This window comes from Micromonospora sp. CV4 (genome assembly GCF_003667455.1).
In the GTDB taxonomy this organism is placed as follows: Bacteria; Actinomycetota; Actinomycetes; order Mycobacteriales; family Micromonosporaceae; genus Micromonospora.
Genome location: NZ_RCVI01000161.1, coordinates 1 through 23,580, shown reverse-complemented (window position 1 = coordinate 23,580; position 23,580 = coordinate 1). Strand labels below are relative to the sequence as shown.

The window sequence follows — 23,580 nt, the reverse complement described above, 5'->3', positions numbered from 1 at the left end:
GCTTTCCGCGGTGCGTCAGTGGTCGCTGCGCGGGTCGTGGTCGGCGCTGCGGCTGCCGGACTTGGCCAGGCCGCGGCTCACCAGGTAACCGATGGTCAGCAGGGTGATGTACCACCAGGCCTTGTCGGCGGCGAAGTAGTCGCCACCGTCGTTGGCGGCGCCGTCGCCGACGGCGTTCGAGGCGATCAGGACCCCGATGACGGCGAGCAGGTAGACCGCCAGTTCGGTGGTCTTCCAGGACGGCTTGGTCTCGTCGCCGTGCCGGTGCACGCGGCGGACGTCGTGCTGGCCGGCGTGCTCGACGTGGTCGGCGCCGCGGTTCTGGATGGGGGTGGTCATGTCAGCTCCCGAAAAGTGAAGTATCAGAGACTCAGGTTGGTTGCGGCTTGTTGTCCGCTACCGCACCGAATCGATACCCGGGTACTTTTCAGGGAAACCTCAGTATTCTCACGACTTCACACCGAGCCCTCAGGACTCGATGACCGCGCGGTAGGCGTCCTCGATGCGGGCCGCCAGCAGGACCTCGCCCTCGGTCAGCGGCTCGTCGTTACCGTGCCCGACCCGGATCTGGGTACTGTCTGACCGGCGGCTGATCTCGGGACGCAGCCGCAGTGCGTCGGCGACGACCTTCACCCGCTCGGTCAGCGCCGCGTGTTGGGTATCGTCGATCTCCAGAGTCCGTCGGATCTGCTCGCCTTCACGCGTCCAACCCGAGAGCAAGGTCAACGCGTCGGAAAGGTAGTCGTGCTTGGCCCGGCTGTTGAACAGCACGCGCATAACCGCACCCCCCAAGCGCCGTTGCCGGCTTGTGGCCAAATCGTCGCCATCCCGTGTCTTGTCGGTGCCCTCTAGTCTGTCGTCGCTCGCTAGGAGTGTCCACGCCCACACTTCCGTGTTCTGTTGGCCTAGCGGACGGCGACGGTACCCAAACCGCCGATTGATCTGGCACCCTGGACGCCCGTGCGGACCGAACGGGCTAATGGTGGCGGGCAGACCGAACGACGGGACCTGAAGGTGATCGTGGGAGCGGCGATCATCCGGGACAGGCGGGTACTCGCCTGTGCCCGCTCCGCCCCGCCCGAGGTGGCGGGGATGTGGGAGTTTCCCGGCGGAAAGGTCGAGCCGGGGGAGGCCGAGACGGACGCGCTGGTCCGGGAGTGCGCCGAGGAGCTGGCCGTACGCGTGCAGATCGGCGACCGGGTCGGCCGCGACGTGCGGATGGCGCACGGCCGCTCGGTGCTCAAGGTGTACGCCGCCCGGCTGCTGCACGACGATCAGCCGCAGGCGCTGGAGCACTCGGCGCTGCGCTGGCTCACCGCCGACGAGTTGGACTCGGTCACCTGGCTCCCGGCCGACGCTCCCATCGTCGCCGCGCTCCGCCCCCTGCTCGCGGATCCCCGGTTGCCAAGTAATTGATCATGGGGTGGGTGCACCGCATGATCAACCCTGGAAATGGGGGACGGGGGCCCCGGCAATGCCGGCCGGCCCCCGTCCTGGTGGTCGTGCTCAGTGCTTGTCGTCCTGCTCCGGGTGGGCGAAGTTGAGGTGCTCCGGAGGCAGCGGGAAGGTCACGTCGTCACCGAACGGCGACGGCGCGGCGGCCCGGTCGAAGGTGAGCTCGGTCAGCGGCAACCGGCCCCGGTCGTCGACGGCCGGCGCGGTCGGGTGCGGCACCTCCCGGTGCCAGTTGACGCCGCTCTGCGCCTGCGCCTCGGCGTGCGGGTCGTGCGAACCACCCGCGTGCGAGTGCGTCCCGCCCCGGCTCGTACTCGGCGGCGTCGCCGAGCCCTGACGGGCGGTGGTCACGCTGGTCTGGGGCGTCTCGCCCCGGCGGAAGATCTTGCTACCAAGCCACACAAGGGGATCGTACCTGCGGTCGACGACCCGTTCCTTCATGGGGATGATCCCGTTGTCAGTGATCTTGATGTGCTCGGGGCAGACCTCCGTGCAGCACTTGGTGATGTTGCAGAAGCCGAGGCCCTGTTCGGCCTGTGCGTACTCCTTGCGGTCGGTCCGGGCATCCAGCGGGTGCATGTCCAGCTCGGCCGCCCGGATGAAGTACCGCGGCCCGGAGAACGCCTGCTTGTTCTCCTCGTGATCGCGGACCACATGGCAGACGGTCTGGCACAGGAAGCACTCGATGCACTTGCGGAACTCCTGCGAGCGCTCCACGTCGACCTGCTGCATCCGGTAGTCGCCGGGGGCCACGTCGGCCGGCGGGGCGAACGCCGGCGTCTCCCGGGCCTTCTCGTAGTTGAACGAGACGTCGGTGACCAGGTCCCGGATCACCGGGAAGGTACGCAGCGGGGTGACGGTGACCGTCTCGTCCTCCGTGAAGGTGGACATCCGGGTCATGCAGCCCAGCTTCGGCATGCCGTTGATCTCCATGGAGCAGGAGCCACACTTGCCGGCCTTGCAATTCCACCGGCAGGCCAGGTCCGGCGCGTCGGTGGCCTGGAGGCGGTGGATGATGTCGAGGACGACCTCGCCCTCGTTCACCTCGACCGTGTAGTCTTGGAGGTCGCCGCCGTTCTCGTCGCCCCGCCAGATGCGGAACTGCCTCTTGGTTCCCATCAGTTGCCCGCCTCCTCAGCGAGGGCGTCGAACTCCGCGAGCTCCTCGTCGGTCAGGTACTTGGCCAGCTCCGCCCGGTCGAAGAGGCCGATCAACTCGGCCCGCATCTTCGGGAGTGGTTTGCGGGTCAACCGCACGGTGTCCCCGTCCAGCGCGCAGACCAGGTTCACCTGCCGCCACTTCGGCTCCATCGCCGGATAGTCCTCCCGGGTGTGCCCGCCGCGCGACTCCTGCCGCTCCAGCGCGGCCTTGGCGGTGCACTCCGAGACGACCAGCATGTTGCGCAGGTCCAGAGCCAGGTGCCAGCCCGGGTTGTAGCGCCGGCCACCGGCCGCGCTCACCTTGGCCACCCGCTCGCGCAGCTCGGCCAGCCGGCCCAGCGCGTCGGCCAGCTCGCCCTCCCGGCGGATGATGCCGACCAGATCCCCCATCACCGCCTGGAGATCCTGCTGGAGGACGTACGGGCTCTCGCCCGTGTCGCGCTGCAGCGGAGCCAGAGCGGTCTCCACCGCCGCCTCCACCGCGTCCACGCCCACCTTCGGCCGGGCGTCCAGCCCGTCGGCGTAGCTGGCCGCGTGCCCACCCGCGCGCTTGCCGAAGACCAGCAGGTCGGACAGCGAGTTGCCGCCCAGCCGGTTGGAGCCGTGCATACCGCCGGAGACCTCGCCGGCGGCGAAGAGCCCGCGTACGTGGCCGAAGGCGGCACCCGAATCCGGGTCCACCTCGACGCCACCCATCACGTAGTGGCAGGTCGGCCCGACCTCCATCGGCTCGGCGGTGATGTCGACGTCGGCCAGCTCCTTGAACTGGTGGTACATCGACGGCAGCCGCCGGCGGATCTCGTCGGAGGAGCGCCGGCTCGCGATGTCCAGGAAGACACCACCGGCGGGGGAGCCACGCCCGGCCTTGACCTCACTGTTGATCGCGCGGGCCACCTCGTCGCGGGGCAGCAGCTCCGGCGGACGCCGGTTGTTGTCCGGGTCGGTGTACCAGCGGTCCGCCTCCTCCTCGGTCTCCGCGTACTGCTTGCGGAAGACGTCGGGGACGTAGTCGAACATGAACCGCTTGCCGTCGGAGTTCTTCAGGACGCCACCGTCACCACGCACCGACTCGGTGACCAGGATGCCCTTCACCGAGGGCGGCCAGACCATGCCGGTCGGGTGGAACTGGAGGAACTCCATGTTGATCAGCGTCGCCCCGGCACGCAGCGCCAGCGCGTGCCCGTCCCCGGTGTACTCCCAGGAGTTCGACGTGACCTTGTAGGAGCGTCCGACGCCGCCGGTCGCCAGCACCACGGCCGGCGCCTCGAAGAGGATGAACTCCCCGGACTCCCGGTAGTAGCCGAACGCGCCGGCGATCCGGTCACCGTCGAGCAGCAGCTCGGTGATGGTGGTCTCGGAGAACACCTTGATCCGGGCGTCGTACGAGCCGAACTCCCGGTGGTCCTCCTGCTGGAGCGAGACGATCTTCTGCTGGAGGGTGCGGATCAGCTCCAGGCCGGTCCGGTCACCCACGTGCGCCAGGCGGGGGTACTCGTGGCCGCCGAAGTTGCGCTGGGAGATCTTGCCGTCCTTGGTGCGGTCGAAGAGCGCACCGTACGTCTCCAGCTCCCAGATCCGCTGCGGCGACTCCTTCGCGTGCAGCTCGGCCATCCGGAAGTTGTTGAGGAACTTCCCGCCGCGCATGGTGTCGCGGAAGTGCACCTGCCAGCTGTCCCGGCTGTTCACGTTGCCCATCGCGGCGGCGGCGCCGCCCTCGGCCATCACCGTGTGCGCCTTGCCGAAGAGCGACTTGGAGATGATCGCGGTCTTCTTGCCGGCGAGCCGGGCCTCGATCGCCGCGCGCAGACCGGCGCCGCCGGCCCCGATGACGACGACGTCGTAGTGGTGTCGTTCGATACGAGTGGTAGTGGTCATGTCAGGGGCCCTTTAGTTGATGAACCGCAGGTCGGAGAACCAACCGGCCGCCAGCGCCATGATGTAGAAGTCGGCCAGCGCCAGGGTGCCGAGGGTGATCCAGGCGAGCTGCATGTGCCGGACGTTCAGGGCCGAGACGAACGTCCAGGCCTTGTACCGCACCGGGTGCTTGGAGAAGTGCTTGAGCCGGCCGCCGATGATGTGCCGGCAGGAGTGGCAGGAGATTGTGTACGCCCAGAGCATCACCACGTTGAGCACCAGAATGATGTTGCCCAGCCCGAAGCCGAAGCCCTTCGGCGAGTGGAAGGCGAGGATCGCGTCCCAGGTGTTGATCAGCGAGATGATCACCGCGGCGTAGAAGAAGTAGCGGTGCAGGTTCTGACCGAGCAGCGGGAATCGGGTCTCACCGCCGTACTCCTTGTGCCCGTCCGGCACGGCGCAGGCCGGCGGCGACAGCCAGAACGACCGGTAGTACGCCTTGCGGTAGTAGTAGCAGGTGAGCCGGAACAGCAGCAGGAACGGCAGCGTCAGCGCGGCGTCCGGGATGATCCACCAGCCGGGCAGGAACCGGCCGAAGTGCGAGGCGCCCTCGACACACCGCTCCGTGACGCAGGGCGAGTAGAACGGGGTCAGGTAGTGGAAGTCGTCCACCCAGTACCACTTGTGCATGAAGACCCGGACCGTCGCGTACGCGACCCAGGCGCTCAGCCCGATCACGGTGATCAGCGGGGCGAACCACCAGCGGTCGGTACGCAACGTCTTCGCCGCGATGGCGGCGCGCGCCCGCGCTCCCCGCGGCCTCGTTGCCGTTGATGTCATTCGAGTCGTCTCCTCGACGGGCCCGTACGGGCGGGCTGATCTTCTCCGGTCGGCACGCGGACCGGCGAACCCGCACCCGCTGCCACGTCATGCGCACACCAACAACCACGCCGGATCGACCGGCGCAGCTAAGTGACACACGTTACGCCGATCTCTGCGAGCCGTCCGCGCAAGGGACCGTCCCGTGTGTCCGACCTGCGCAAAAGCCCTGGTACGCCGGTCAATGGCACGGTGTTGAAAAGATCACTGTCGGCCCGCCCGCTCAGCCGGAGGCACCCCCGGTGAAGTGCCAGGACGCCAGCCGCACCGGCGGCGCCGCCCACCAGACACCGTCCACCCGGTCCGGTTGACGGACCGGCCGCCCGCCCAGCCCGAGCACCGCGCCCGGCCCCAGCGCCCGCGGGTACGACTCGGTGAACCGCAGATCGCGGACCGCCCGCACGACCGTGCCGTCCTCGACCAGCCAGACGCCGTTGCGGGTCAACCCGGTGACGACGAGGCTCTTCGGGTCGAGCACGCGGGTGTACCAGAGGTCGGTGACCAGCAGCCCCCGGCGTACGCCGGCGACCAGCGCGGCGGTGTCCGCGTCGACCACGGCGCCGGCCGCCGCGCCCGTGGTGCTCCGGCCCGTCGCGCTGGCCGGACCGGCCGCCGCCCCGGCCAGGCGCAGGTTGCGGGCCATCGGCCCCCAGGTGGCGCCACCGGCGACCGCGTGCCCGGTGGACTCGGCGCCCACCTCGGCGGCGGTGCGCCGGTCGTGCGCCACCGCGCGAGTGGTGCCCGCCTCGACCAGCGTCAGCGCCCGCCGGCCGGTGCCCTCGGCGTCGAACGGCAGCCCCGACGCGCCCAGCGGATCGTCCACCAGGGTCACCGCCCGGTCGAACTGCGCCGCGCCCGGCTCGGCGAAGGACTGCCGCTCGGCGTACCGCTTGCCGTTGAAGCCGTACCAGGAGAGGTTCTGCAACAGGTCCGCCACGGCGGCCGGCTCGAACACCACCTCGTAGCGCCCCGGCGGCAGCTCGACCGGGTCGGCCGCGGCCCGAGCCTTCGCCGCGGCCTGCCCGCCCAGTTCGGCGCCGTCGATGTCGGACAGCCGGTCGGCGCAGCGCCGGGCCACCCCGTCCGCGCCGGCCTGGCGCGCGATGCCGTCCATCGCCGCCTCCACCGAGCGGCCGTGCGCGGTGTGCCCGGCCGAGTTGGCGTACGCCGACGAGCGGTGCGCCGTGCGGCAGTAACCGGCGGTGCTGAGACCGCCGGCGGCGGCCACGAACGCGCGGACCCGGTCGGCCCGCTGATCCGGCTCGGCGTGCGCCGTGGCCTCGTCGACGGGCGGAGCGAGCGGCGCGGATGTGGGTGGGACCAGCCCCGGCCAACCCGGGTCAGGCGGGCAGAGCCGTGCCGCGGCCAGGGTGCGCTCGGCCAGCGCGCGCAACCCGTCGGCGGTTACGACGCTGCCGCTGCCGGCGGCGGTCCGCCCGTCGACGTGCACCCGCAGCCGGATGCCGACGGTCGACTCGGCGACGTTCTGGTGGATGGCCGAGTTGGCGAACCGGGTCAGCGCCAGGTCGGCGCGGGTCACCACCGCCTCGGCCTGCGCGGCCGGGCCGCCGAGACGCCGGACCAACTCGACGACCTGCCCGGCCAACTCCAGCTCGGTAGGCGCGCTCACGCCGGCACTCCTTTCGTTCGCGACTGCGGGGCTCGCAAACCCGGCGCACTCCTCGCGCTCACGCTGACACCCCTACCCGGACGTTACGGAAGCGCGCCGGCGCCGCCGGATGGCCGGTGTGCCCGGTCTGGCCGGGCTGGCCCTTGCCGCAGTTGGGCGTGCCCCAGGGCACCGTCTCGCGGGAGAGCATGTCCATCGACCGCCAGAAGAGCGGGCCGATCCCGGTGTAGGTGGGATTGCGCAGCATCCGCCCCCGCCGCCCCTTCTTGATCTCCCAGCCGACCTCGCAGCCGAACTGGAAGTTGAGCCGCTTGTCGTCGATCGACCACGACCGGTTGAGGTCCATCAGCACCCCGTCGTCGGTGGCCGCGATGATCTCGTCCAGGGTGTGCGGGCCGGGTTCCAGGCCCACGTTGGTCATCCGCACCATCGGCAACCGGGCCCACCCGTCGGCGCGTACGCTGCCGCCGTAGTCGAGGCTGGCCATGGCGGCCGAGTCCCGGCCGGCGAGCACGCCCACCCACCGCCCGTCGCGGACCGCGTCCCGCTTGACCGCCGGGGAGCCCTCGTCGTCGAAGCCGAAGCTGCCCAGCGCGCCCGGGATGGTCGGGTCGATGGTGATGTTCATCAGCTCGGAGCCGTAGCGCAGCGAGCCGAGCTGAGCCAGATCCAGCCAGGACGTGCCGGCGAACGCGGCCTCCCAGCCGAGGATCCGGTCCAACTCGATGGCGTGCCCGACCGACTCGTGGATCTGCAGGGCCAACTGCTCGCCGCCGAGGATCAGATCCGTCTCGCCGGCGGGGCAGGGCGGCGCGGTGAGCAGCGCCCGGGACTCCTCGGCGATCTGCGCGGCGTGGGCGGCCAGGTCGAGCGACTCGACCAGCTCCCAGCCGGTGGTGCCGTACTGCCCGCGGTAGCTGGGCCAGGAGCGGCGCTGCGTCTCGCCGTCGCCGATGGAGGTGGCCGAGATGCCGCCGCCGCACTCGCGGATCCGCTGGTCGATCCGGTGGCCCTCGCTGGAGACGAACCACTTGGCGGTGTCCCAGATCTGGTACAGCCCCTCGGCCAGGTCGGCGCCGTGCTCGGCCATCGTGCGCGTCGCACCGACCAGCAGGTCGCCCTTGTCCGACAGGGGCACCCCGAGCGGATCGATCTGGCAGCCCGAGGACCAGCTCGCGGTGACCGCCTCGACCGGCACCAGATCGACCGGCGGGCCGGGCACCCGCGCGCTCGCCGTGGCGATCCGGGCCGCGCGTCGGCCGGCGTCGCGGGCGGCCGCGTCAGAGAGATCGGGTACGGCGTGGAAGCCCCAGCTCGCCCCGACCAGCGCCCGGACGCCGAGCCCGATGCTCTCGTCCTGGGTCAGCTCCTCCACGTCGCCGTTGCGCGCGGTCATCGACTCGTAGCGGCGGTGCATCACCCGCGCGTCGGCGTACCGGGCGCCCGCGTCGAGGGCGGCCTGTACAGCGGCGGTGGCCGCGTCGAACTCGGTCATGCGACCGACCCTAGGCCAGCCGACCGACGTCCGTCAGGGGACGAGATCCTCCGGGCGGATGAGGGCCCGCACCGGCTCGGTGAGCGCGAGTACGTCACCTGCCCTGGTCACGGACTGCTCGGTGTACTGGCTGCTCTGCCGACGGTATAGATGCAGGGTGCGGGTCTCCTGCTCCACCAGCAGGTACCACTCGATCCCTGCGGCAGCGTCGAGATGGGGCTTCAGCATCCGGTCGATAATCGCGGTGTGTGGCGCCGTGATCTCGCCGACCAGCAGGACGGCGCTGGCCGGCACGCAGTCCTCGGTGAAGTCCAACGTCGCCGCCACCACCAGGTCGGGATTGAGGATCGGCGTGGCGGCGAGCCGTAGGTTGATCACCGGGAGCAGGGTGCGATCCGCCGCTACGCACCCGGGCTCCAACACCGTTGCGAGGGCGCCGACGATCGCCTGGTGCCGGACTGTCGGCGGCGGGCCGACGAGTAGTCCCCCGTCGAGGAGTTCGATCCGGCACGCCGTGACACCGAGGGCGAGGTAATCCGACTCGGTCCAGGGCAGTCGGTGACCAAGAATTTCCGCAGGCATCACCCGCCCATTGCAGCTGAGGCCGCGCCACCGACGTCGCACGCGGCGTGTGAGCGGGGCATGAATGGCCATGGATGGCGAGGTGAGGGGTGTTCAGGGCCGATGCCGACTCGTTACGCTCGGGCCCGCTGACAGGTGCCGACTTTGTAGCTTATTTTCACCCTCGGGACTTTCCTGTAAGTTCTCTTCGTCACTGAGGGAGGCGGCCGTGGACAGCTCGGATCCGGCGCCGTCCGGGGAACCGGACGACCGTCCCACCGTGCCGGTGCAGCGCTCCGACCAGGACGCCTACCTGCGGGTGACCGACCTGCGGGTCCGGTTCGACACCGAGGACGGCGTGGTGCGCGCGGTCGACGGGGTGTCGTTCGCCGTCGAGCGGGGTCGCACCCTCGGCATCGTCGGCGAGTCCGGCTCGGGCAAGAGCGTCACCTCGCTGGCCATCCTCGGCCTGCACGACGCCAAGCGGACGACCATCACCGGCGAGATCTCCGTCGGCGGCCGGCAGTTGGTGGGCCTCGCAGACGAGGAGGTACGCCGGCTGCGCGGCCGCGACATGGCGATGATCTTCCAGGACCCGCTCTCCGCGCTGCACCCGTACTACACGGTGGGCCGGCAGATCGCCGAGGCGTACCGGGTGCATCACCCGGAGGCCAGCCGGCGAGCGGCCCGCCAGCGCGCGGTGGACATGCTGGACCGGGTCGGCATTCCGCAGCCGGCGCGCCGCTTCGACCAGTACCCGCACGAGTTCTCCGGCGGCATGCGCCAGCGGGCGATGATCGCCATGGCGCTGGTCAACGACCCGGCCCTGCTGATCGCCGACGAGCCGACCACCGCGCTGGACGTCACCGTGCAGGCGCAGATCCTGGACCTGCTCGCCGACCTCCAGGCCGAGTTCCACTCCGCGATCATCCTGATCACCCACGACCTCGGCGTGGTCGGCCAGGTCGCCGACGAGGTGCTGGTGATGTACGGCGGTCGAGCTGTGGAGCGGGGCAGCGTCGAGCAGGTGCTGCGCACGCCGCAGCACCCGTACACCTGGGGGTTGCTCTCCAGCGTGCCGTCGTTGCACGGCGACGCGGACGCGGACCTGTTGCCGATCCGGGGCAACCCGCCCAGCCTGATCAACCTGCCGCCCGGCTGCGCCTTTCACCCGCGCTGCCGGTACGCGGACCGCCCCGGCGGCCGGTCCCGCACCGAGGTGCCCGAGCTGCGCCCGGCAGGCCCAACCGGCGAAGCCGGCTCAACCGGCGAAGCCGGCTCAACCGGCGGGGCCGGCCACCTGGTCGCCTGCCACCTGACCGCCGAGGAGCGCGCCACGCTCTACGCCGAGGACATCGCATCCGTGGGGGTGGCCCGATGACCGACCAGCCGCTGCTGCGGGTACGCGGCCTGACCAAGCACTTTCCGGTACGCCAGGGGTTGCGCTCCACCGGCCTGGTGCAGGCGGTCGACGGGCTCGACTTCGACGTGCAACCCGGCGAGACGCTCGGCCTGGTGGGGGAGTCGGGCTGCGGCAAGACCACCACCGGTCGGATGCTGGTCCGGCTGCTGGAGCCGACCGCCGGCAGCATCGAGTTCGCCGGGCGGGACATCACGCACGCCGGCCGGCGCGAGCTGCGCCCGCTGCGCCAGGACCTCCAGATCATCTTCCAGGACCCGTACGCCTCCCTGAACCCCCGGCACACCGTGGGCCGCATCGTGGCCATGCCCCTGCAGGTCAACGGGATCAAGCCGCCGGGCGGGATCAAGGCCCGGGTGCAGGAGCTGCTGGAGCTGGTCGGGTTGAACCCGGAGCACTACAACCGGTACCCGCACGAGTTCTCCGGTGGCCAACGCCAGCGCATCGGCATCGCCCGGGCGCTGGCCCTGCGGCCCAAGCTGATCGTCGCCGACGAGCCGGTCTCCGCGCTGGACGTCTCGATCCAGGCGCAGGTGGTCAACCTGCTGCGGGACCTGCAACGGGACCTCGGCCTGGCGTTCGTGTTCATCGCCCACGACCTGGCCGTGGTCCGGCACTTCTGCCAGCGGGTCGCGGTGATGTACCTCGGGCGGATCGTGGAGATCGGTGACCGGGCGGACATCTACGAGCGCCCGCAGCACCCGTACACCCGGGCGCTGCTCTCGGCGATCCCGGACGTCACCCGGCTCGGCCCGGGCGGCCGGATCCGGTTGAGCGGCGACGTACCCACCCCGCTCGACCCGCCGTCGGGCTGCCGGTTCCGCACCCGCTGCTGGAAGGCGCAGGACATCTGCGCCACCCAGGAGCCGGCGCTGGTGCCGCGCGACGGCGGCAACCAGGCCACCGCGTGTCACTTCCCCGAGGCCGTGGGCGCGAGCTTGCTAGCGGAAGGGGCCCCCGCGGGGAATGCTGCCGGCGCGATCGTCGAGGAGGTGTCGCCGTGAGCCTGTCCCCGGTGGAGGGTGTGGCGCTGGCCGAGATCGAGTCCAGCGCGGACGCGGGCGGGCCCGCGGTGAAGGGTGTCGTCGGTCGTTCGCCCGGTCAGCTCGCGTGGCTCCGGCTGCGGCGCGACCGGACGGCCATGGTCAGCGGTGTGCTGCTGATCTTCTTCATGGTGCTGGGGCTGGCCGCGCCGCTGATCGAGATGGTCTACGGGATCGGCCCGCGTGAGCAGTTCCAGAACCTGCTGGACGGCTTCGGCATGCCGCTGGGCTACGCCGGTGGGGTCACCGGCGAGCACTGGTTCGGCCTGGAGCCGGGGCTGGGCCGGGACATCTTCATCCGGTTGATCTACGGGTTGCGGACGTCGCTGTTCATCGCGTTCGCCGCCGCGTTGATCACCGCGACGATCGGGGTCGTGCTCGGGGCGCTCGCCGGTTACCTCGGCGGCTGGCTCGACGCGGTGATCAACTGGATCACCGACCTGACCCTGGCCATGCCGTTCCTGATCATCGCGCTGGCCCTCACGCCCACCATCACGCTGCGCTTCTACGGCGAGCGGGGGCAGGTGTCGTCCGCCTTCGGGGTGGGCGTGCTGATCGGCGTCTTCGCCATCTTCGGCTGGACCAGCACGGCCCGACTCGTACGCGGGCAGGTGATCGCGCTGCGTGAGCGGGAGTTCGTGGAGGCGGCGAAGGCCAGCGGCGCCGGGCTGGGGCACATGCTCTTCCGGCAGTTGCTGCCGAACATCTGGGCGCCGATCCTGGTCTCCTTCTCCCTGGCGGTGCCGCAGTTCATCACCAGCGAGGCCGCGCTCTCGTTCATCGGCGTCGGCCTCAGTGACGAGACGCCGAGCTTCGGCCGGATGATCTACCGCAGTCTGGACTTCCTCCAGACCGACCCGGCGTACGTGTTTTTCCCGGGCATCACGATCTTCGCGCTGGTGTTCGCCTTCAACCTCTTCGGCGACGCGTTGCGTGACGCGCTCGACCCGAAGTCGTCCCGGTAGGGGTTTCCCATGGCGCGATTCCTGATCAAGCGACTCTTCTCGGCCACGCTGACGCTCTTCGCGGTGAGCGTGCTGACCTTCCTGATGTTCTTCGCCCTGCCGCGTGACCCGGTCACCGGCATGTGCCCGAAGAACTGCAGCCCGGAGCGGCTGGAGCGGGTCCGGACCGAGTTGGGCCTCAACGACCCGCTGATCAGCCAGTACGCCGGCTACATGAAGGGCATCGTCATGGGGCGGGACCTGGGCAGCGCCCAGGGCGGCCGGTGCGACGCGCCCTGCCTGGGCTGGTCGTACGTCACCAACGAGGCGGTCTCGGACACCATCGCCCGGGTGCTGCCGGTGACGCTGAGCATCGTGATCCCGGCGGCCATCCTCTGGCTGCTGCTCGGGGTGGGTCTGGGCATGGTCTCCGCGCTGCGCAGGGGCACCTGGCTGGACCGGCTGGCGATCGGCTTCTCGCTGACCGGCGCCTCGTTGCAGCTCTACTTCGTGGGCGCGGTGCTGCTGCTGGTGTTCGTCTACAACCTGCGGTTGCTGCCGGTGCCGAGCTACACCTCGATCTTCGACAATCCGGCGAAGTGGGCCAGTGGGCTGGTGCTGGCCTGGGTCGCGTTGGCCTTCCTCTTCTCGGCCATCTACGCCCGACTGTCCCGGGCGCAGATGCTGGAGACCCTGTCGGAGGATTTCGTCCGCACCGCACGGGCCAAGGGCCTGGCAAAACCCAAGGTGTACGGGCGACACGCGCTGCGCGCGGCGATCACGCCGGTGGTGACGATCGCCGGCCTGGACGTCGGCGGCGCGCTCGGCGGCACGGTCATCACCGAGACCACCTTCGGCATCCAGGGGCTGGGTCGCACGGCGGTGGACGCGGTGCGCTCGGGCGACCTGCCCACCATCATGGCCACCGTGCTGATCGCGGCCGTCTTCGTGGTGCTGGCGAACGTGCTGGTGGACCTGCTCTACGCGGCCATCGACCCCCGGGTCCGGCTGCGCTGAGCCGGCGGCCGACCGGCGTGTCCACCAGTCCGGTCGGCGGCGAAAGTTATCGACAACTGTTACACAATTCGTAGGTTTTCTTCTTTACGATCCTCGAGACGTCGGCGGTTCTCGCCCCGACGGACCGCACGGCACATTGATGAAGGAGGTACTTCATGCGACCACGCGTGGCGGCCGCCGTAGGCGGCGCGATCGCTCTGGTTGTGGCATTGGGTGCGTGCTCGGAGAACACGGGCGAGGGCACCACGGTGGACACCGAGCGGCAGCAGACCGGGGTCATCGCGAGCGACCCCAAGGACTCCAAGGGCCCTGCCGCCGAGGTGAGCGGGGCACAGAAGGGCGGCACGTTCACCATCATCCGGGAGTCGCCGATCTCCCACCTCGACCCGCAGCGGACGTACTCGTTCGCGGGCCTGATGGCGAACCCGCTCTTCGCCCGCTATCTGACCACCTGGAAGGACGACGGCAAGGGCGGCCTGGTTCTCGTCGGCGACCTGGCCGAGACGCCGGGCACCAACGTCAACAAGGACTGCAAGGTCTGGGAATTCAAGATCAAGGACGGGGTGAAGTTCGAGGACGGCCGCCCGATCACCTCCAAGGAGATCGCGTACGGCATCGCCCGCTCCTTCGACCCGGACCTCTCCGGCGGCCCGACCTACCTCCAGGAGTGGCTGGCCGACAGCCCGCAGTTCGACACCAAGTGGGACTTCAAGAAGAACAAGACGTCGCTGCCGCCCGGGCTGACCACGCCGGACGAGAAGACCTTGCGCTTCGAGTTCGCCAAGGCCCGCTGTGACCTGCCGTTCGCGGTCTCGCTGCCGACCACCGCGCCCCTGCCGCCGGACAAGGACACCGGCGTCGACCTGGACAAGCAGCCGTTCTCGTCCGGCCCGTACAAGATCGCCAAGAACCAGGTCGGCGTGCAGATCACCCTGGACCGCAACCCCAACTGGGACCCGAACACCGACCCGGTCCGGCACCAGTACCCGGACCAGTTCGTCTGGACCTTCGGCCCGACCGCGGACGCCGCCAACAACCGGGTGATCGCCGACAACGGCGCCGACCAGAGCGCGCTCGCCTTCAACGCCGTGCCCGCCTCGCTGGTCGCCAAGGTGGCCGGGGATGCCTCGCTGAAGTCGCGCAGCATCCTCTCGCCGACCCCGAGCGCCAACCAGCTGGTGATCAACAACCAGCGGGTCAAGGACCTCAAGATCCGGCAGGCGCTCAACTACGCCATCGACCGGGAGGGCCTGATCAAGGCGCTCGGCGGCCAGACCGTCGCCGCGCCGCTGACCACGCTGATGCCGCCGGCCACCATCGGCTACAAGGCGTACGACGCGTACCCGGCGGGGGCCAACGGCGACGTCGCCAAGGTCAAGGAACTGCTCGGCGGGCAGACGCCCGCGCTGGTCCTCGGTGTCGCCGACAACACGACCGAGCAGCAGATCGGTGCCCAGCTCAAGGCCAACCTGGAGCGGGCCGGCTTCAAGATCACGTTGCGGAACATCTCGGACGACGCGAAGCTCGACGAGATCAAGAAGAAGGACAACCCCTGGGACCTGTACATCGGTAACTGGGCGGCGGACTGGCCGAGCGGCGCCTCGATCCTGCCGGTGCTCTACGACGGCCGCACCATCAAGGCCGAGGGCAACAGCAACCAGTCCTACTTCAACGACCCGACGATCAACGCCGAGATGGACCGGATCTCGGCCCTGTCCGCGGCCGAGCAGGGTCCGGAGTGGGCCAAGCTCGACGAGCGGATCATGAAGGAGCACGCGCCGGTGGTGCCGCTCTTCGTCGACGTGGCCTACAACGTGCACGGGTCCAAGGCCGGCGGAGTCTTCATCTCCAGCGTCTTCGGCTACGCGTCGTTCGTGAACGCGCACGTCAAGCCGTAGGTAACACCGCAGGCAGGCAAGGGTCCCCTCCCGACAGCGCCGTCGGGAGGGGACCCTTGTCGTCTCCACTTAACAGTTGACGGCGCGATCCGGGCAGCGCGTATCGGCGTCCGCCGAGGTGACGGCCCGGCTCGGCCTCGCCGCGTTCCTGGCAGTGCGTGAAGTCCCGTAAAACCTCCGGTACCGCGTCGAATACGGGGCGAGCCGTTCGTAGAACAGCTGAGAGGCGGTCGCAGGAGACCGCCGGGACAAGGGAGTTATGGGATGACCCGGTACCTGATCTCGTTCAGTGAAGGCTCGATGGACCACATCCCCGACGAGGACTGGGCTGACGTGGGCAAGGCCTCGCACGCCGTCGTCCAGGACGCCTTCACCGCCGGCGTGTGGGTGTTCGGCGCCGGACTCGAACGCCAGAGGGCGAGCGTCGTGGCCACGGACGGGACCGTCACCGACGGCCCGTACCCGGAGACCAGGGAGGTCATCGGCGGGTTCTCGGTCATCGAGGTGGCCTCGCGCGAGGAGGCGCTGGAGTGGGCTGCCAAGATCGCCGTCGCCTGCCGCTGCGCGCAGGAGGTCCGGGAGCTCATGCCCGACGCCGAACAGGACGCGATGCTCCGCCAGGCCAACTGGCGAGGGTGACACCCCACATCGACTGATCCGGGTGACTGACGTTGGACGATGACGCCGCCGACGGGGCGGCCGTCGTCCAACAGATCTTGGACAGTTTCCGTCAGTCGCGAACGGAAAGTATCCAAGATTCACGAACGCGGAGTCTCCGGTGGCGGTGGCTGCCGGTCGAACACCGTGCGGCGCGCCTGATCGACCCGCCCGCGGGCCACCTCAAGACGGGCGACCGCGCCGACGCCCTGGGGTTCCGCCAACGCGACGGTTCATCCCAGATGGGTACGGAGGAAGTCCAGCTCCAGGGGGAGTAGGCGTTCGGCCGTGCCGTTCGCGGCCATGTGGGTGGCGCCGGTCAGCGGCAGCACGGCGTGCGGCCGGCCGGCGTTCAGCAGGGCCGCCGAGAGCCGGAGCGTGTGCGCGGCCACCACGTTGTCGTCGGCCAGGCCGTGCACCAGCAGCAACGGCCGGGCCTGGTCCGGGCCGGTGACCGGCTCGGCGGCCAACTCGACCAGCGAATGGTGGGCGTAGATGTCCGCCCCGTCCTCCGGCATCCCGAGGTAGCGCTCGGTGTACGCGGTGTCGTACAGCGCCCAGTCGGTCACCGGCGCGCCGGCGATCCCGCATCGGAACAGCTCCGGGTGACGCAGCACCGCCAGCCCAGCCAACCAGCCCCCGAACGACCAGCCGCGCACCCCCATCCGGCCCAGGTCGAGGTCGGGATGCTTGTCGGCGAGCGCGGTCAGCGCGTCGATCTGGTCGGTCAGGATCACGTCGGCGACCCGCCGGTGGATCGCCTTCTCGAACGACGGTGCCACTCCCGGCGTACCCCGGTTGTCGATGGTGACCACCGCGAACCCGGCGTCGGCCCACCACTGCCGCTCCAGCCACGCGGCCCTGGCCGCCACGACCTCCTGGTGCCCCGGCCCGCCGTAGATGTCCAGCAGCACGGGCAGCCGCCGGCCCGTCACGTGGTTGTCCGGGTAGAGCACCGCCGCCGGCAGCCGCCGGTCGGTCACCCGCTCCAGCAGCGGCAGCGGAGAATACGGCGGGGTGGCGGCCAACGACCGCAGCTCGGCAAGTTCCTGGTCGCCGCGGCGGACCGTCCACCGCACCCCGGCGTGGTCCAGCGAGGCGACCCCGACCGCCAGCACGTCCCCGCCGACGGCGGCGGTGTGCCAACCGGAGTCGGTGGTGAGCCGGCGGGCGTCCACCCCACCACCGATGGTGGTGCGGACCCGGAACAGGTGCCGCTCGCTCGGCTCGCCGTCGCTCGCCTCGACCAGGAGGTCGGCCGGGCCGGTGCCGGCGGGCAGCCGACCCACCACCCGCCGCACGTACAGCGACGGCGGGGTGAGCAGGGTGCCGTCGGCGAACAGGCACCGCGCGTCGTACCCGTCGTGGGCCAGTTCGCCACCGACCAGCACGCGGCCGTCCGGCAGGTGCGCCGGTGTGCCGGCGATCGGTTCCACCCAGCGCGGATCGGCCAGCTCGGCGTGCACCTGCGTCTCACCGGTCCGGGGGTCCACCGCCAGCACCAGCCCGTGCTGCTGCGAGCGGCGCAGCACGGTGATCAGCGGGCTGCCCTCGCCCCAGCTGACCCCGGTCAGGTACGGGTAGGTCTCCCGGTCCCAATGCACGTCGACCCAGCCGTCGTCCAGGTCCAACAGGTGCAGGCTGACCTCCGCGTTCGGCCCACCCGCCCGGGGGTACGCGACAGCGGTCGGTGGGCTGGACGGCTCGGCCGGATCGTGCAGGTGCCAGCGGTCCAGGCGGGACTCGTCGACCCGGGCCGCGAGCACCGAGCCGCCGTCCGGCGCCCACCAGTAACCCCGGAACCGCCCGAACTCCTCGGCCGCGATGTGCTCGGCCAACCCCCAGCTCACGCCGGCGTCCTCACCGGCCAGCAGGGTGTCGGTGCCGTCGGCGTCGATCACCCGCAGCTCACCCCGGCGGGCGCCCTCGGCCGCGTCGGTCACGTACGCCAGCCGCCGCCCGGTCGGGTCCGGCCGTGGGTCGAGCACCGGGCCGACGGTGGCCACCTCGACCACGTCGCCGTGCACCAGGTCGGCCCGGAACAGCCGGCCCGCCAGCGCGAACACCGCCACCCGGCCGGCGGCGTCCAGCGCGTACGAGCCGATGCCGGCGGCGCTGAGCCGCAGCCGCTCGCGTAGCGCGCGCTCACCGGGGGAGAGGGCCCGGGGGTCGCTGTCGGCGCCCAGCAGGGTGGCCGGGTCGGCGACCAGCCGCTCCTCGGCGGTGGCCACGTCCAGCAGCCAGAGCGCGTCCGCCGGATCCTCCGGGCCGGCGGAGCGCAGGAAGATCACTCGGGAGCCGTCCTCGGCCACGGTGACAGCACGCGGCGCGCCGTGGCTGAACCGGCGGGTGCGGGCGGCCAGCTCCGGAAAGTCCACAGCCCAAATCGTAGAGCCGTGCCCGGCGTGATGTGGCCGACCTGGGCGGACGCGTTGGCGGCTGCCGACCGGAACCGCCAGTTAGAGTGACCGTCGTGACGATCCTGCCCGACCGCCGCCTGCTGCTGGTCCACGCGCACCCCGACGACGAGTCGATCGGCACCGGCTCGACGATGGCCCACTACGCCGCCGCCGGCGCGCACGTCACGCTGGTGACCTGCACCCTCGGCGAGGAGGGCGAGATCCACGTACCGGCTCTGGCGCAGCTCGCCGCCGCCGAGGCCGACCAGCTCGGTGGGTACCGGATCGCCGAGCTGGCTGCCGCGTGCGCCGCGCTCGGCGTCACCGACCACCGCTTCCTCGGCGGCGCCGGCCGCTACCGCGACTCGGGGATGATGGGGCTCGCGACCAACGAGCACCCCCGCGCCTTCTGGCAGGCCGACCTGGACGAGGCCGCCGGGCACCTGGTGGAGATCATGCGGGAGGTACGCCCGCAGGTGTTGATCACGTACGACCCGAACGGCTTCTACGGCCACCCCGACCACATCCAGGCGCACCGGGTGGCGATGCGCGCCGTCGAGCTGGCCGCCGCCGAGGGCTGCGCCCCCGCCAAGGTCTACTGGACGGCCATGCCGCGCAGCGTGCTGGAGGCCGGCCTCACGCACTTCGCCGAATCCTCGGACAACCCGTTCGCCGGCATCGAGGACATCGCCGACCTGCCCTTCGGTACCCCCGACGACGAGATCGCCGCCCGGATCGACGCGACGGACCAGCACACCGCGAAGGAGGCCGCCATGCGGGCACACGCCACGCAGATCCCGGCCACCTCCTGGCTCTACTCGATCGCCGGCAACTTCGGGGGCGAGTTCATGGGCGTGGAGTTCTTCACGCTCGCGGTCGGCGAGAAGGGCCCGGGCGCCGGCCCGTACGGCTGGGAGGACGACCTCTTCGCCGGGCTGCCTGACGAGAGCGCCCCGGACCGGCTTTCGGTCGCCGGGGCCGGTCTCCGGTGAGCCTGCCCCCCGCCCCGATGTCGGTCTTGGAAGGCCAGGACGCCCCGCCCCCGGCGGGGCCGCCACCGCGCCTGCTGGACCTCGGTCTGCGGCTGGCCGGCGCGATCGTCGTGGTGCTGGCCGGGGTGCTGACCGGGGTGCTGGAGCTGCTGCTCTCCACGGTTCGCGTCGGCGGGCAGCTGATCGGCGTGTCGGCGCTGCTCGCCGTCGGGGCCAACATCGCGCTGAGCTGGTTCGCGCACGAGGCGGTCGGCCGCCGGTGGGCGGTGGCGCTGCCCGCGGTGCCGTGGTTCGTGCTGATGGCGGTGGCCTCGGTCCGGACCAGCGAGGGCGACCTGCTGCTGGCCGGCGACAACTGGGTCGGCCTGGCCATGATCGTGGCCGGTGCGATGACCTTCGCGGTGATGGGCTTCCGGCAGATCCTCGCCCCTTCGCCCACACTCGGCGGCTGATGACGCCACCCAGGTACGGGTGGTAGATATTCCTGCCAGGGACGAGGCCCCGCAACGGGGCGTACGGCAGGAGGTCGTGCGATGGACGGACGGTGGCGTGACGTCGGGGTGCTCGCCGGAGCGCTGTTCGCGGTCAACGTGGTCGCCCGGCTGATCATCCGGCTCTGGTTCGACGGTGACGACACCGTCGCCGACCGGGTGACGCTGGCGATGTTCGTGGTGATCGGGCTGATCCTGGTCGTGGTCGCCTTCCGCTGGGGGCGTCGTCGGCCGCTGGCCGCCTGGGCGGGCGACGTGACGGTCGCGGTGCTGGTGGCGATGGCCCTGACCGTGCTGGTCGGGCCGCTGCTCGTCGGTTACAACCCGTTCGCCGACGGGGCGGGCACGTTCTTCGCCCAGATCTGGCTCTACCTGCTCGCCAGCGGTGCCGGGGTGCTGATCGGGTACCTGGTGCTCACCGCGCTCGGGCTCGATCACCGCTCGCAGCAGCTCAAGCGGTACGCCGAGGTCAAGGCCGCCAAGCCGCGCCGGGTCGTCCGCCGCTGACCACCGCCGGCCGACCCGGGCGCGCGCCGGCCAGGCTGGGCGCGTGCCGACCAGGCCGAGCGTGTGTCGACGGGTCGTGCGTGTTGCGACGGGTCGTGCGCGTGCCGACGGGTCGTTCGCGTGCTGGGCGGGCCGTCCGCGGGTTGATCCACTCGCTTTCGCCGATATGGCGGTATCCCGGGCCGTTGGACACCCCGATATCGGCGAAGTCGAGTCGATCAAGCCGCAGGGCATCCGCCGCCGCGGTCGGTGCGCGGCGGAGGTCGGTGTGCGGTGGAGGTCGGTGTGCGGCGGCGGTCGGGGTCAGTGTGGGGCGACCCGGGTCAGGTACGTGTGGTGCGTGGTGAACCCGAGCCGCTGGTAGAGCGCGACCGCCGCCGTGTTGCGTTGCTCCACCTGGAGGAAGGCGTGCGTGGCGCCGGCCGAGCGGCCCCAGTCGGCCAGCGCCGCGATCACCGCCCGCGCCAGCCCCTGACGGCGCGCCTCGGGCAGCACCTCGACGAGGCTCAGCCCCAGCCAGCGGCCCTGGCCGGTCACCGTGCCCCGGCCGATCGCCACCAGCGTGCCGTCGGCGTACGCGTGCGCGAAGCGGACCTGGTCCACGGCGGTGAGCACGTGCCGGGCGGCGTCCGGAAGGCCGCCCTTGCGACCTGCGGCGATGGCGAGCCACGCCGCGGACGGCGCGGCCACCAGCTCCATGTCGGCTCCCGGGACCGGCTCTGCGCCGGCTCCGGAGGTCGGTTCGACGTCCGCCCCGGTGACCGGCTCGACGCCGGCTCCCGCGACGGCTGATCCGTTCCTGGCGACCGCCGTGCCCTGGGCGGGCAGGGGAAGCGGCGCGGTCTGCACGAGGGTCGGCGGGCGGCTGCCCCAGCCGCGGCTGTCCAGCTCGGCGCCGACCGGCGCGGCGAGCGGCAGCGGCGTGTTGATCAGCGCCCGTTGGCCCTGCTCGGCGTACCAGCGCTCGACCGCGTCCACCGCCGCCGGCAGCGGCCGGTCCGGGTCGCCGATCGGCAGCGCCGAGTTGGCCCGCCCGGTCCAGCCGTCGGCGGACCGCAGCAGCCAGTCGCCGAGTCGACCCCGCGTCGGTGCCGGCCAGGCCTCGTCGGCCGCCCGATCGAGCGCCACCACCGCGGCGGCGGTCGGTCGGCGGGTCGGCGGCACCCGCTTGGCCCGGTGCACCTGCGCCACCGGGACCCGCAGCTGGCCCTGCGCGGTGGCCAGCGTGAGATGAGTCTCGCTCAGCTCCACCAGCTCGCCGAGGGCATCCGAGAAGAGCGGGCGGCCTTCGCGAATCCCCACAATCCGGCGGACCACTATCCGGTGTCCCACATCCTGCTGTCGGAGCACGATCGACCCCCTCCCCGGCGAGATACTAGGCTCTAACCGTCGCGGGAGATCGCGGCGTGTCTTGCGGAGGAGAAGACCGGTGACCTACATCATCGCCGAGCCGTGCGTGGATGTGCTCGACAAGGCATGTATCGAGGAATGCCCGGTCGACTGCATTTACGAGGGCAACCGGATGCTCTACATCCACCCCGACGAGTGCGTCGACTGTGGTGCCTGTGAGCCCGTCTGCCCGGTGGAGGCGATCTTCTACGAGGACGACGTCCCGGAGCAGTGGAAGGACTACACCGGCGCCAACTACGAGTTCTTCGAGGACCTGGGCTCGCCCGGTGGCGCCTCGAAGATCGGCAAGGTGGAGAAGGACGCCACCTTCGTCGCCGCGCAGCCGCCGCGCGGCGAGGGCCACTGAACGGGCCCGCGCCGGTCTCGTCGCGGCTGCCCGAGTACACCTGGGACACCCTGGCCGCCGCGGCCACCCTGGCCGCGGCGCACCCAGAGGGCCTGATCAACCTCTCCATGGGTACGCCGGTCGACCCGGTGCCCGAGGTGATCCGGCAGGCGCTGGCCGACGCGTCCGACGCTCCCGGCTACCCGCTGACCGCCGGCACCCCGGCGTTGCGGGACGCGATCGCGGCGTGGGTCGCCCGGGCCTGTGGCGCCGGGGTCGTTGGTCTCGGCGTGCTGCCGACCATCGGCTCCAAGGAGCTGGTCGCCTGGCTGCCGACCCTGCTCGGCATCGGTCCGGGTGACGTGGTGGTGGTGCCGTCGATCGCCTATCCCACGTACGAGGCGGGGGTCCGGCTGGCCGGAGCCACCGTGGTCCGGGCCGACTCGCTCACCGCGGTCGGGCCGACCTCCCGGGTCCGGCTGGTCTGGGTCAACTCGCCCGGCAACCCGACCGGGCGTGTGCTGCCCGCGGCGCACCTGCGCAAGGTGGTCGACTGGGCCCGGGAACGCGGCGCGGTGGTGGCCAGCGACGAGTGCTACCTGCCGCTCGGCTGGTCGGCCGAACCGGTCTCGGTGCTGTCCCCGCAGGTCTGCGGCGGCAGCTACGACGGGGTGCTCGCGGTGCACTCGCTCTCCAAGCGGTCCAACCTCGCCGGCTACCGGGCCGGGTTCGTGGCCGGTGACCCGGCGCTCGTCGCCGAGTTGCTGAAGGTCCGTAAGCACGCCGGCATGATCGTGCCCGCGCCCGTGCAGGCGGCCATGGTGGCCGCCCTGCAGGATCAGCGGCACGCCGACGAGCAACGGGAGCGCTACCGGGCCCGGCGTGCGGTGCTGACTGCGGCGTTCACCGGCGCCGGCTTCACGGTCGAGCACTCGGAGGCCGGCCTCTACCTCTGGCTCACCCGTGGTGAGGACTGTTGGGAAACGGTCGACTGGCTGGCCCGACGGGGCATCCTGGTCGCGGCCGGCGTCTTCTACGGCCCCACCGCAAACCAGCACGTCCGGGTGGCGCTGACCGAGTCCGACGAGCACGTCGCCGCGGTCGCCGACCGGCTGCGGGCCTGACCCCGGGCGACCGGCCATGACCGACGGCGGGACCACCCGGTACGCCGGAGTGCGGGCGGCGGTGGTCGGCACCGGTCTGATCGGCGGCTCGGTGCTGCTGCGCCTGGCCGACGCCGGCCTGGACGTGGCCGGTTGGGATCCCGACCTGGCGACCCGTGCGCAGGCCCGAGCCCGGGGCGTGGCCGCACCCGACACGCTCGAGGAGACCGTGGCCGGCCGGGACGTGGTCTTCCTCGGCGGTCCGCTGCCCACCCTGCCCCGGACGTTGGCCCGGGTCGCCGCCGCCACCGCGTCGGGCTGTGTGCTCACGGACGTCGGC

Annotated in this window: 23 protein-coding genes; 13 read left to right on the top strand and 10 right to left on the bottom strand. The window is 71.3% G+C overall.

Translation table 11 applies throughout. The features are described 5' to 3' along the window. Nucleotides 1-15 precede the first annotated feature (15 nt). The gene (locus EAD98_RS03490; RefSeq protein WP_121652632.1) at nt 16-339 is read right to left on the bottom strand and encodes a hypothetical protein; all 324 of its coding nucleotides are present in this window, start codon (nt 337-339) and stop codon (nt 16-18) included. A gap of 129 nt (nt 340-468) precedes the next feature. After that, nucleotides 469-777 (bottom strand): 4a-hydroxytetrahydrobiopterin dehydratase, encoded by a 309-nt coding sequence (locus EAD98_RS03485; protein WP_121652631.1) that lies wholly within the window; start codon nt 775-777, stop codon nt 469-471. Nucleotides 778-960: 183 nt separating this feature from the next. Between EAD98_RS03485 and EAD98_RS03480 the strand changes: the two genes are divergently transcribed. Further along, on the top strand, nt 961-1,416 hold the full coding sequence (locus tag EAD98_RS03480) for a (deoxy)nucleoside triphosphate pyrophosphohydrolase (RefSeq protein WP_121652630.1): 456 nt from the start codon (nt 961-963) through the stop codon (nt 1,414-1,416). Between the two features lie 90 nt (nt 1,417-1,506). Here EAD98_RS03480 and EAD98_RS03475 read toward each other — a convergent pair whose 3' ends face one another. From EAD98_RS03475 to EAD98_RS03450, 6 genes are all read right to left on the bottom strand, one after another. Then, the gene (locus EAD98_RS03475) at nt 1,507-2,574 is read right to left on the bottom strand and encodes a succinate dehydrogenase/fumarate reductase iron-sulfur subunit (RefSeq protein WP_121652629.1); all 1,068 of its coding nucleotides are present in this window, start codon (nt 2,572-2,574) and stop codon (nt 1,507-1,509) included. Beyond that, on the bottom strand, nt 2,574-4,490 hold the full coding sequence (locus EAD98_RS03470) for a fumarate reductase/succinate dehydrogenase flavoprotein subunit (protein WP_121652628.1): 1,917 nt from the start codon (nt 4,488-4,490) through the stop codon (nt 2,574-2,576). Before EAD98_RS03470 ends, EAD98_RS03475 begins: the two co-directional genes overlap by 1 nt. Before the next feature lie 12 nt (nt 4,491-4,502). Beyond that, nucleotides 4,503-5,309 carry a hypothetical protein gene (locus tag EAD98_RS03465; RefSeq protein ID WP_121652627.1) on the bottom strand — a complete coding sequence of 269 codons (807 nt, stop codon included), beginning with the start codon at nt 5,307-5,309 and terminating at the stop codon, nt 4,503-4,505. Nucleotides 5,310-5,571: 262 nt separating this feature from the next. After that, complete coding sequence (locus EAD98_RS03460; RefSeq protein ID WP_121652626.1) at nt 5,572-6,978, bottom strand: TldD/PmbA family protein; 1,407 nt, start codon at nt 6,976-6,978, stop codon at nt 5,572-5,574. Between the two features lie 58 nt (nt 6,979-7,036). Continuing rightward, a complete protein-coding gene (locus EAD98_RS03455) occupies nt 7,037-8,473 on the bottom strand; it encodes a TldD/PmbA family protein (RefSeq protein ID WP_121652625.1) in 1,437 nt (478 codons plus the stop codon). A gap of 33 nt (nt 8,474-8,506) precedes the next feature. Then, nucleotides 8,507-9,055, bottom strand: a complete 549-nt coding sequence (locus EAD98_RS03450; protein ID WP_121652651.1) for a Uma2 family endonuclease — start codon at nt 9,053-9,055, stop codon at nt 8,507-8,509. Nucleotides 9,056-9,314: 259 nt separating this feature from the next. Here EAD98_RS03450 and EAD98_RS03445 point away from each other — a divergent pair, with 259 nt between their 5' ends. From EAD98_RS03445 to EAD98_RS03420, 6 genes are all read left to right on the top strand, one after another. Next, nucleotides 9,315-10,415, top strand: coding sequence for an ABC transporter ATP-binding protein (locus EAD98_RS03445; protein WP_199723271.1), 1,101 nt, complete (start codon nt 9,315-9,317; stop codon nt 10,413-10,415). Further along, nucleotides 10,412-11,458: an ABC transporter ATP-binding protein gene (locus EAD98_RS03440; RefSeq protein ID WP_233583703.1), complete on the top strand. Its 1,047-nt coding sequence runs from the start codon at nt 10,412-10,414 to the stop codon at nt 11,456-11,458. Before EAD98_RS03445 ends, EAD98_RS03440 begins: the two co-directional genes overlap by 4 nt. Continuing rightward, a complete protein-coding gene (locus tag EAD98_RS03435; RefSeq protein ID WP_121652623.1) occupies nt 11,455-12,462 on the top strand; it encodes an ABC transporter permease in 1,008 nt (335 codons plus the stop codon). Before EAD98_RS03440 ends, EAD98_RS03435 begins: the two co-directional genes overlap by 4 nt. A 9-nt stretch (nt 12,463-12,471) precedes the next feature. Continuing rightward, a complete protein-coding gene (locus EAD98_RS03430; RefSeq protein WP_121652622.1) occupies nt 12,472-13,458 on the top strand; it encodes an ABC transporter permease in 987 nt (328 codons plus the stop codon). A 155-nt stretch (nt 13,459-13,613) separates the two neighbouring features. Further along, nucleotides 13,614-15,356, top strand: coding sequence for an ABC transporter substrate-binding protein (locus EAD98_RS03425; RefSeq protein WP_121652621.1), 1,743 nt, complete (start codon nt 13,614-13,616; stop codon nt 15,354-15,356). A 264-nt stretch (nt 15,357-15,620) separates the two neighbouring features. Beyond that, complete coding sequence (locus EAD98_RS03420) at nt 15,621-15,995, top strand: YciI family protein (RefSeq protein WP_121652620.1); 375 nt, start codon at nt 15,621-15,623, stop codon at nt 15,993-15,995. Nucleotides 15,996-16,246: 251 nt separating this feature from the next. On the opposite strand, the gene EAD98_RS03415 is transcribed toward EAD98_RS03420, so the two are convergent. Next, nucleotides 16,247-18,391, bottom strand: a complete 2,145-nt coding sequence (locus tag EAD98_RS03415; protein ID WP_121652619.1) for a prolyl oligopeptidase family serine peptidase — start codon at nt 18,389-18,391, stop codon at nt 16,247-16,249. Between the two features lie 86 nt (nt 18,392-18,477). Between EAD98_RS03415 and mshB the strand changes: the two genes are divergently transcribed. The 3 genes from mshB to EAD98_RS03400 all read left to right on the top strand — a co-directional run bounded on the left by mshB (nt 18,478) and on the right by EAD98_RS03400 (nt 20,402). Next, the gene (gene mshB / locus EAD98_RS03410) at nt 18,478-19,404 is read left to right on the top strand and encodes an N-acetyl-1-D-myo-inositol-2-amino-2-deoxy-alpha-D-glucopyranoside deacetylase (protein ID WP_121652618.1); all 927 of its coding nucleotides are present in this window, start codon (nt 18,478-18,480) and stop codon (nt 19,402-19,404) included. 17 nt (nt 19,405-19,421) lie between these two features. Then, complete coding sequence (locus tag EAD98_RS03405; RefSeq protein WP_121652617.1) at nt 19,422-19,856, top strand: hypothetical protein; 435 nt, start codon at nt 19,422-19,424, stop codon at nt 19,854-19,856. An 81-nt stretch (nt 19,857-19,937) separates the two neighbouring features. Beyond that, entirely contained in the window at nt 19,938-20,402 is a 465-nt protein-coding gene (locus tag EAD98_RS03400; protein ID WP_121652616.1) for a hypothetical protein, read from the top strand. Nucleotides 20,403-20,705: 303 nt separating this feature from the next. Here EAD98_RS03400 and EAD98_RS03395 read toward each other — a convergent pair whose 3' ends face one another. Beyond that, nucleotides 20,706-21,752 (bottom strand): GNAT family N-acetyltransferase, encoded by a 1,047-nt coding sequence (locus EAD98_RS03395; RefSeq protein WP_121652615.1) that lies wholly within the window; start codon nt 21,750-21,752, stop codon nt 20,706-20,708. Between the two features lie 79 nt (nt 21,753-21,831). On the opposite strand from EAD98_RS03395, the gene fdxA reads away from it, so the two are divergent. The 3 genes from fdxA to EAD98_RS03380 all read left to right on the top strand — a co-directional run. Next, nucleotides 21,832-22,158 carry a ferredoxin gene (gene fdxA / locus EAD98_RS03390; protein WP_007464872.1) on the top strand — a complete coding sequence of 109 codons (327 nt, stop codon included), beginning with the start codon at nt 21,832-21,834 and terminating at the stop codon, nt 22,156-22,158. Continuing rightward, a complete protein-coding gene (gene dapC, locus EAD98_RS03385; protein ID WP_305035089.1) occupies nt 22,155-23,261 on the top strand; it encodes a succinyldiaminopimelate transaminase in 1,107 nt (368 codons plus the stop codon). Before fdxA ends, dapC begins: the two co-directional genes overlap by 4 nt. Before the next feature lie 16 nt (nt 23,262-23,277). Continuing rightward, nucleotides 23,278-23,580: NAD(P)-dependent oxidoreductase (locus EAD98_RS03380; RefSeq protein ID WP_158609763.1), on the top strand; the 303-nt coding region annotated here is incomplete at its 3' end.

Excerpts from the sequence above, each read along its gene's own strand:
- EAD98_RS03455 (WP_121652625.1), bottom strand. The coding sequence starts at position 8,473 with ATGACCGAGTTCGACGCGGCCACCGCCGCTGTACAGGCCGCCCTCGAC.
- EAD98_RS03440 (WP_233583703.1), top strand. The coding sequence starts at position 10,412 with ATGACCGACCAGCCGCTGCTGCGGGTACGCGGCCTGACCAAGCACTTT.
- EAD98_RS03465 (WP_121652627.1), bottom strand. The coding sequence starts at position 5,309 with ATGACATCAACGGCAACGAGGCCGCGGGGAGCGCGGGCGCGCGCCGCC.
- EAD98_RS03470 (WP_121652628.1), bottom strand. The coding sequence starts at position 4,490 with ATGACCACTACCACTCGTATCGAACGACACCACTACGACGTCGTCGTC.
- EAD98_RS03485 (WP_121652631.1), bottom strand. The coding sequence starts at position 777 with ATGCGCGTGCTGTTCAACAGCCGGGCCAAGCACGACTACCTTTCCGAC.
- EAD98_RS03450 (WP_121652651.1), bottom strand. The coding sequence starts at position 9,055 with ATGCCTGCGGAAATTCTTGGTCACCGACTGCCCTGGACCGAGTCGGAT.
- EAD98_RS03420 (WP_121652620.1), top strand. The coding sequence starts at position 15,621 with ATGACCCGGTACCTGATCTCGTTCAGTGAAGGCTCGATGGACCACATC.
- EAD98_RS03490 (WP_121652632.1), bottom strand. The coding sequence starts at position 339 with ATGACCACCCCCATCCAGAACCGCGGCGCCGACCACGTCGAGCACGCC.
- EAD98_RS03405 (WP_121652617.1), top strand. The coding sequence starts at position 19,422 with ATGTCGGTCTTGGAAGGCCAGGACGCCCCGCCCCCGGCGGGGCCGCCA.
- EAD98_RS03475 (WP_121652629.1), bottom strand. The coding sequence starts at position 2,574 with ATGGGAACCAAGAGGCAGTTCCGCATCTGGCGGGGCGACGAGAACGGC.
- EAD98_RS03425 (WP_121652621.1), top strand. The coding sequence starts at position 13,614 with ATGCGACCACGCGTGGCGGCCGCCGTAGGCGGCGCGATCGCTCTGGTT.
- EAD98_RS03400 (WP_121652616.1), top strand. The coding sequence starts at position 19,938 with ATGGACGGACGGTGGCGTGACGTCGGGGTGCTCGCCGGAGCGCTGTTC.
- EAD98_RS03430 (WP_121652622.1), top strand. The coding sequence starts at position 12,472 with ATGGCGCGATTCCTGATCAAGCGACTCTTCTCGGCCACGCTGACGCTC.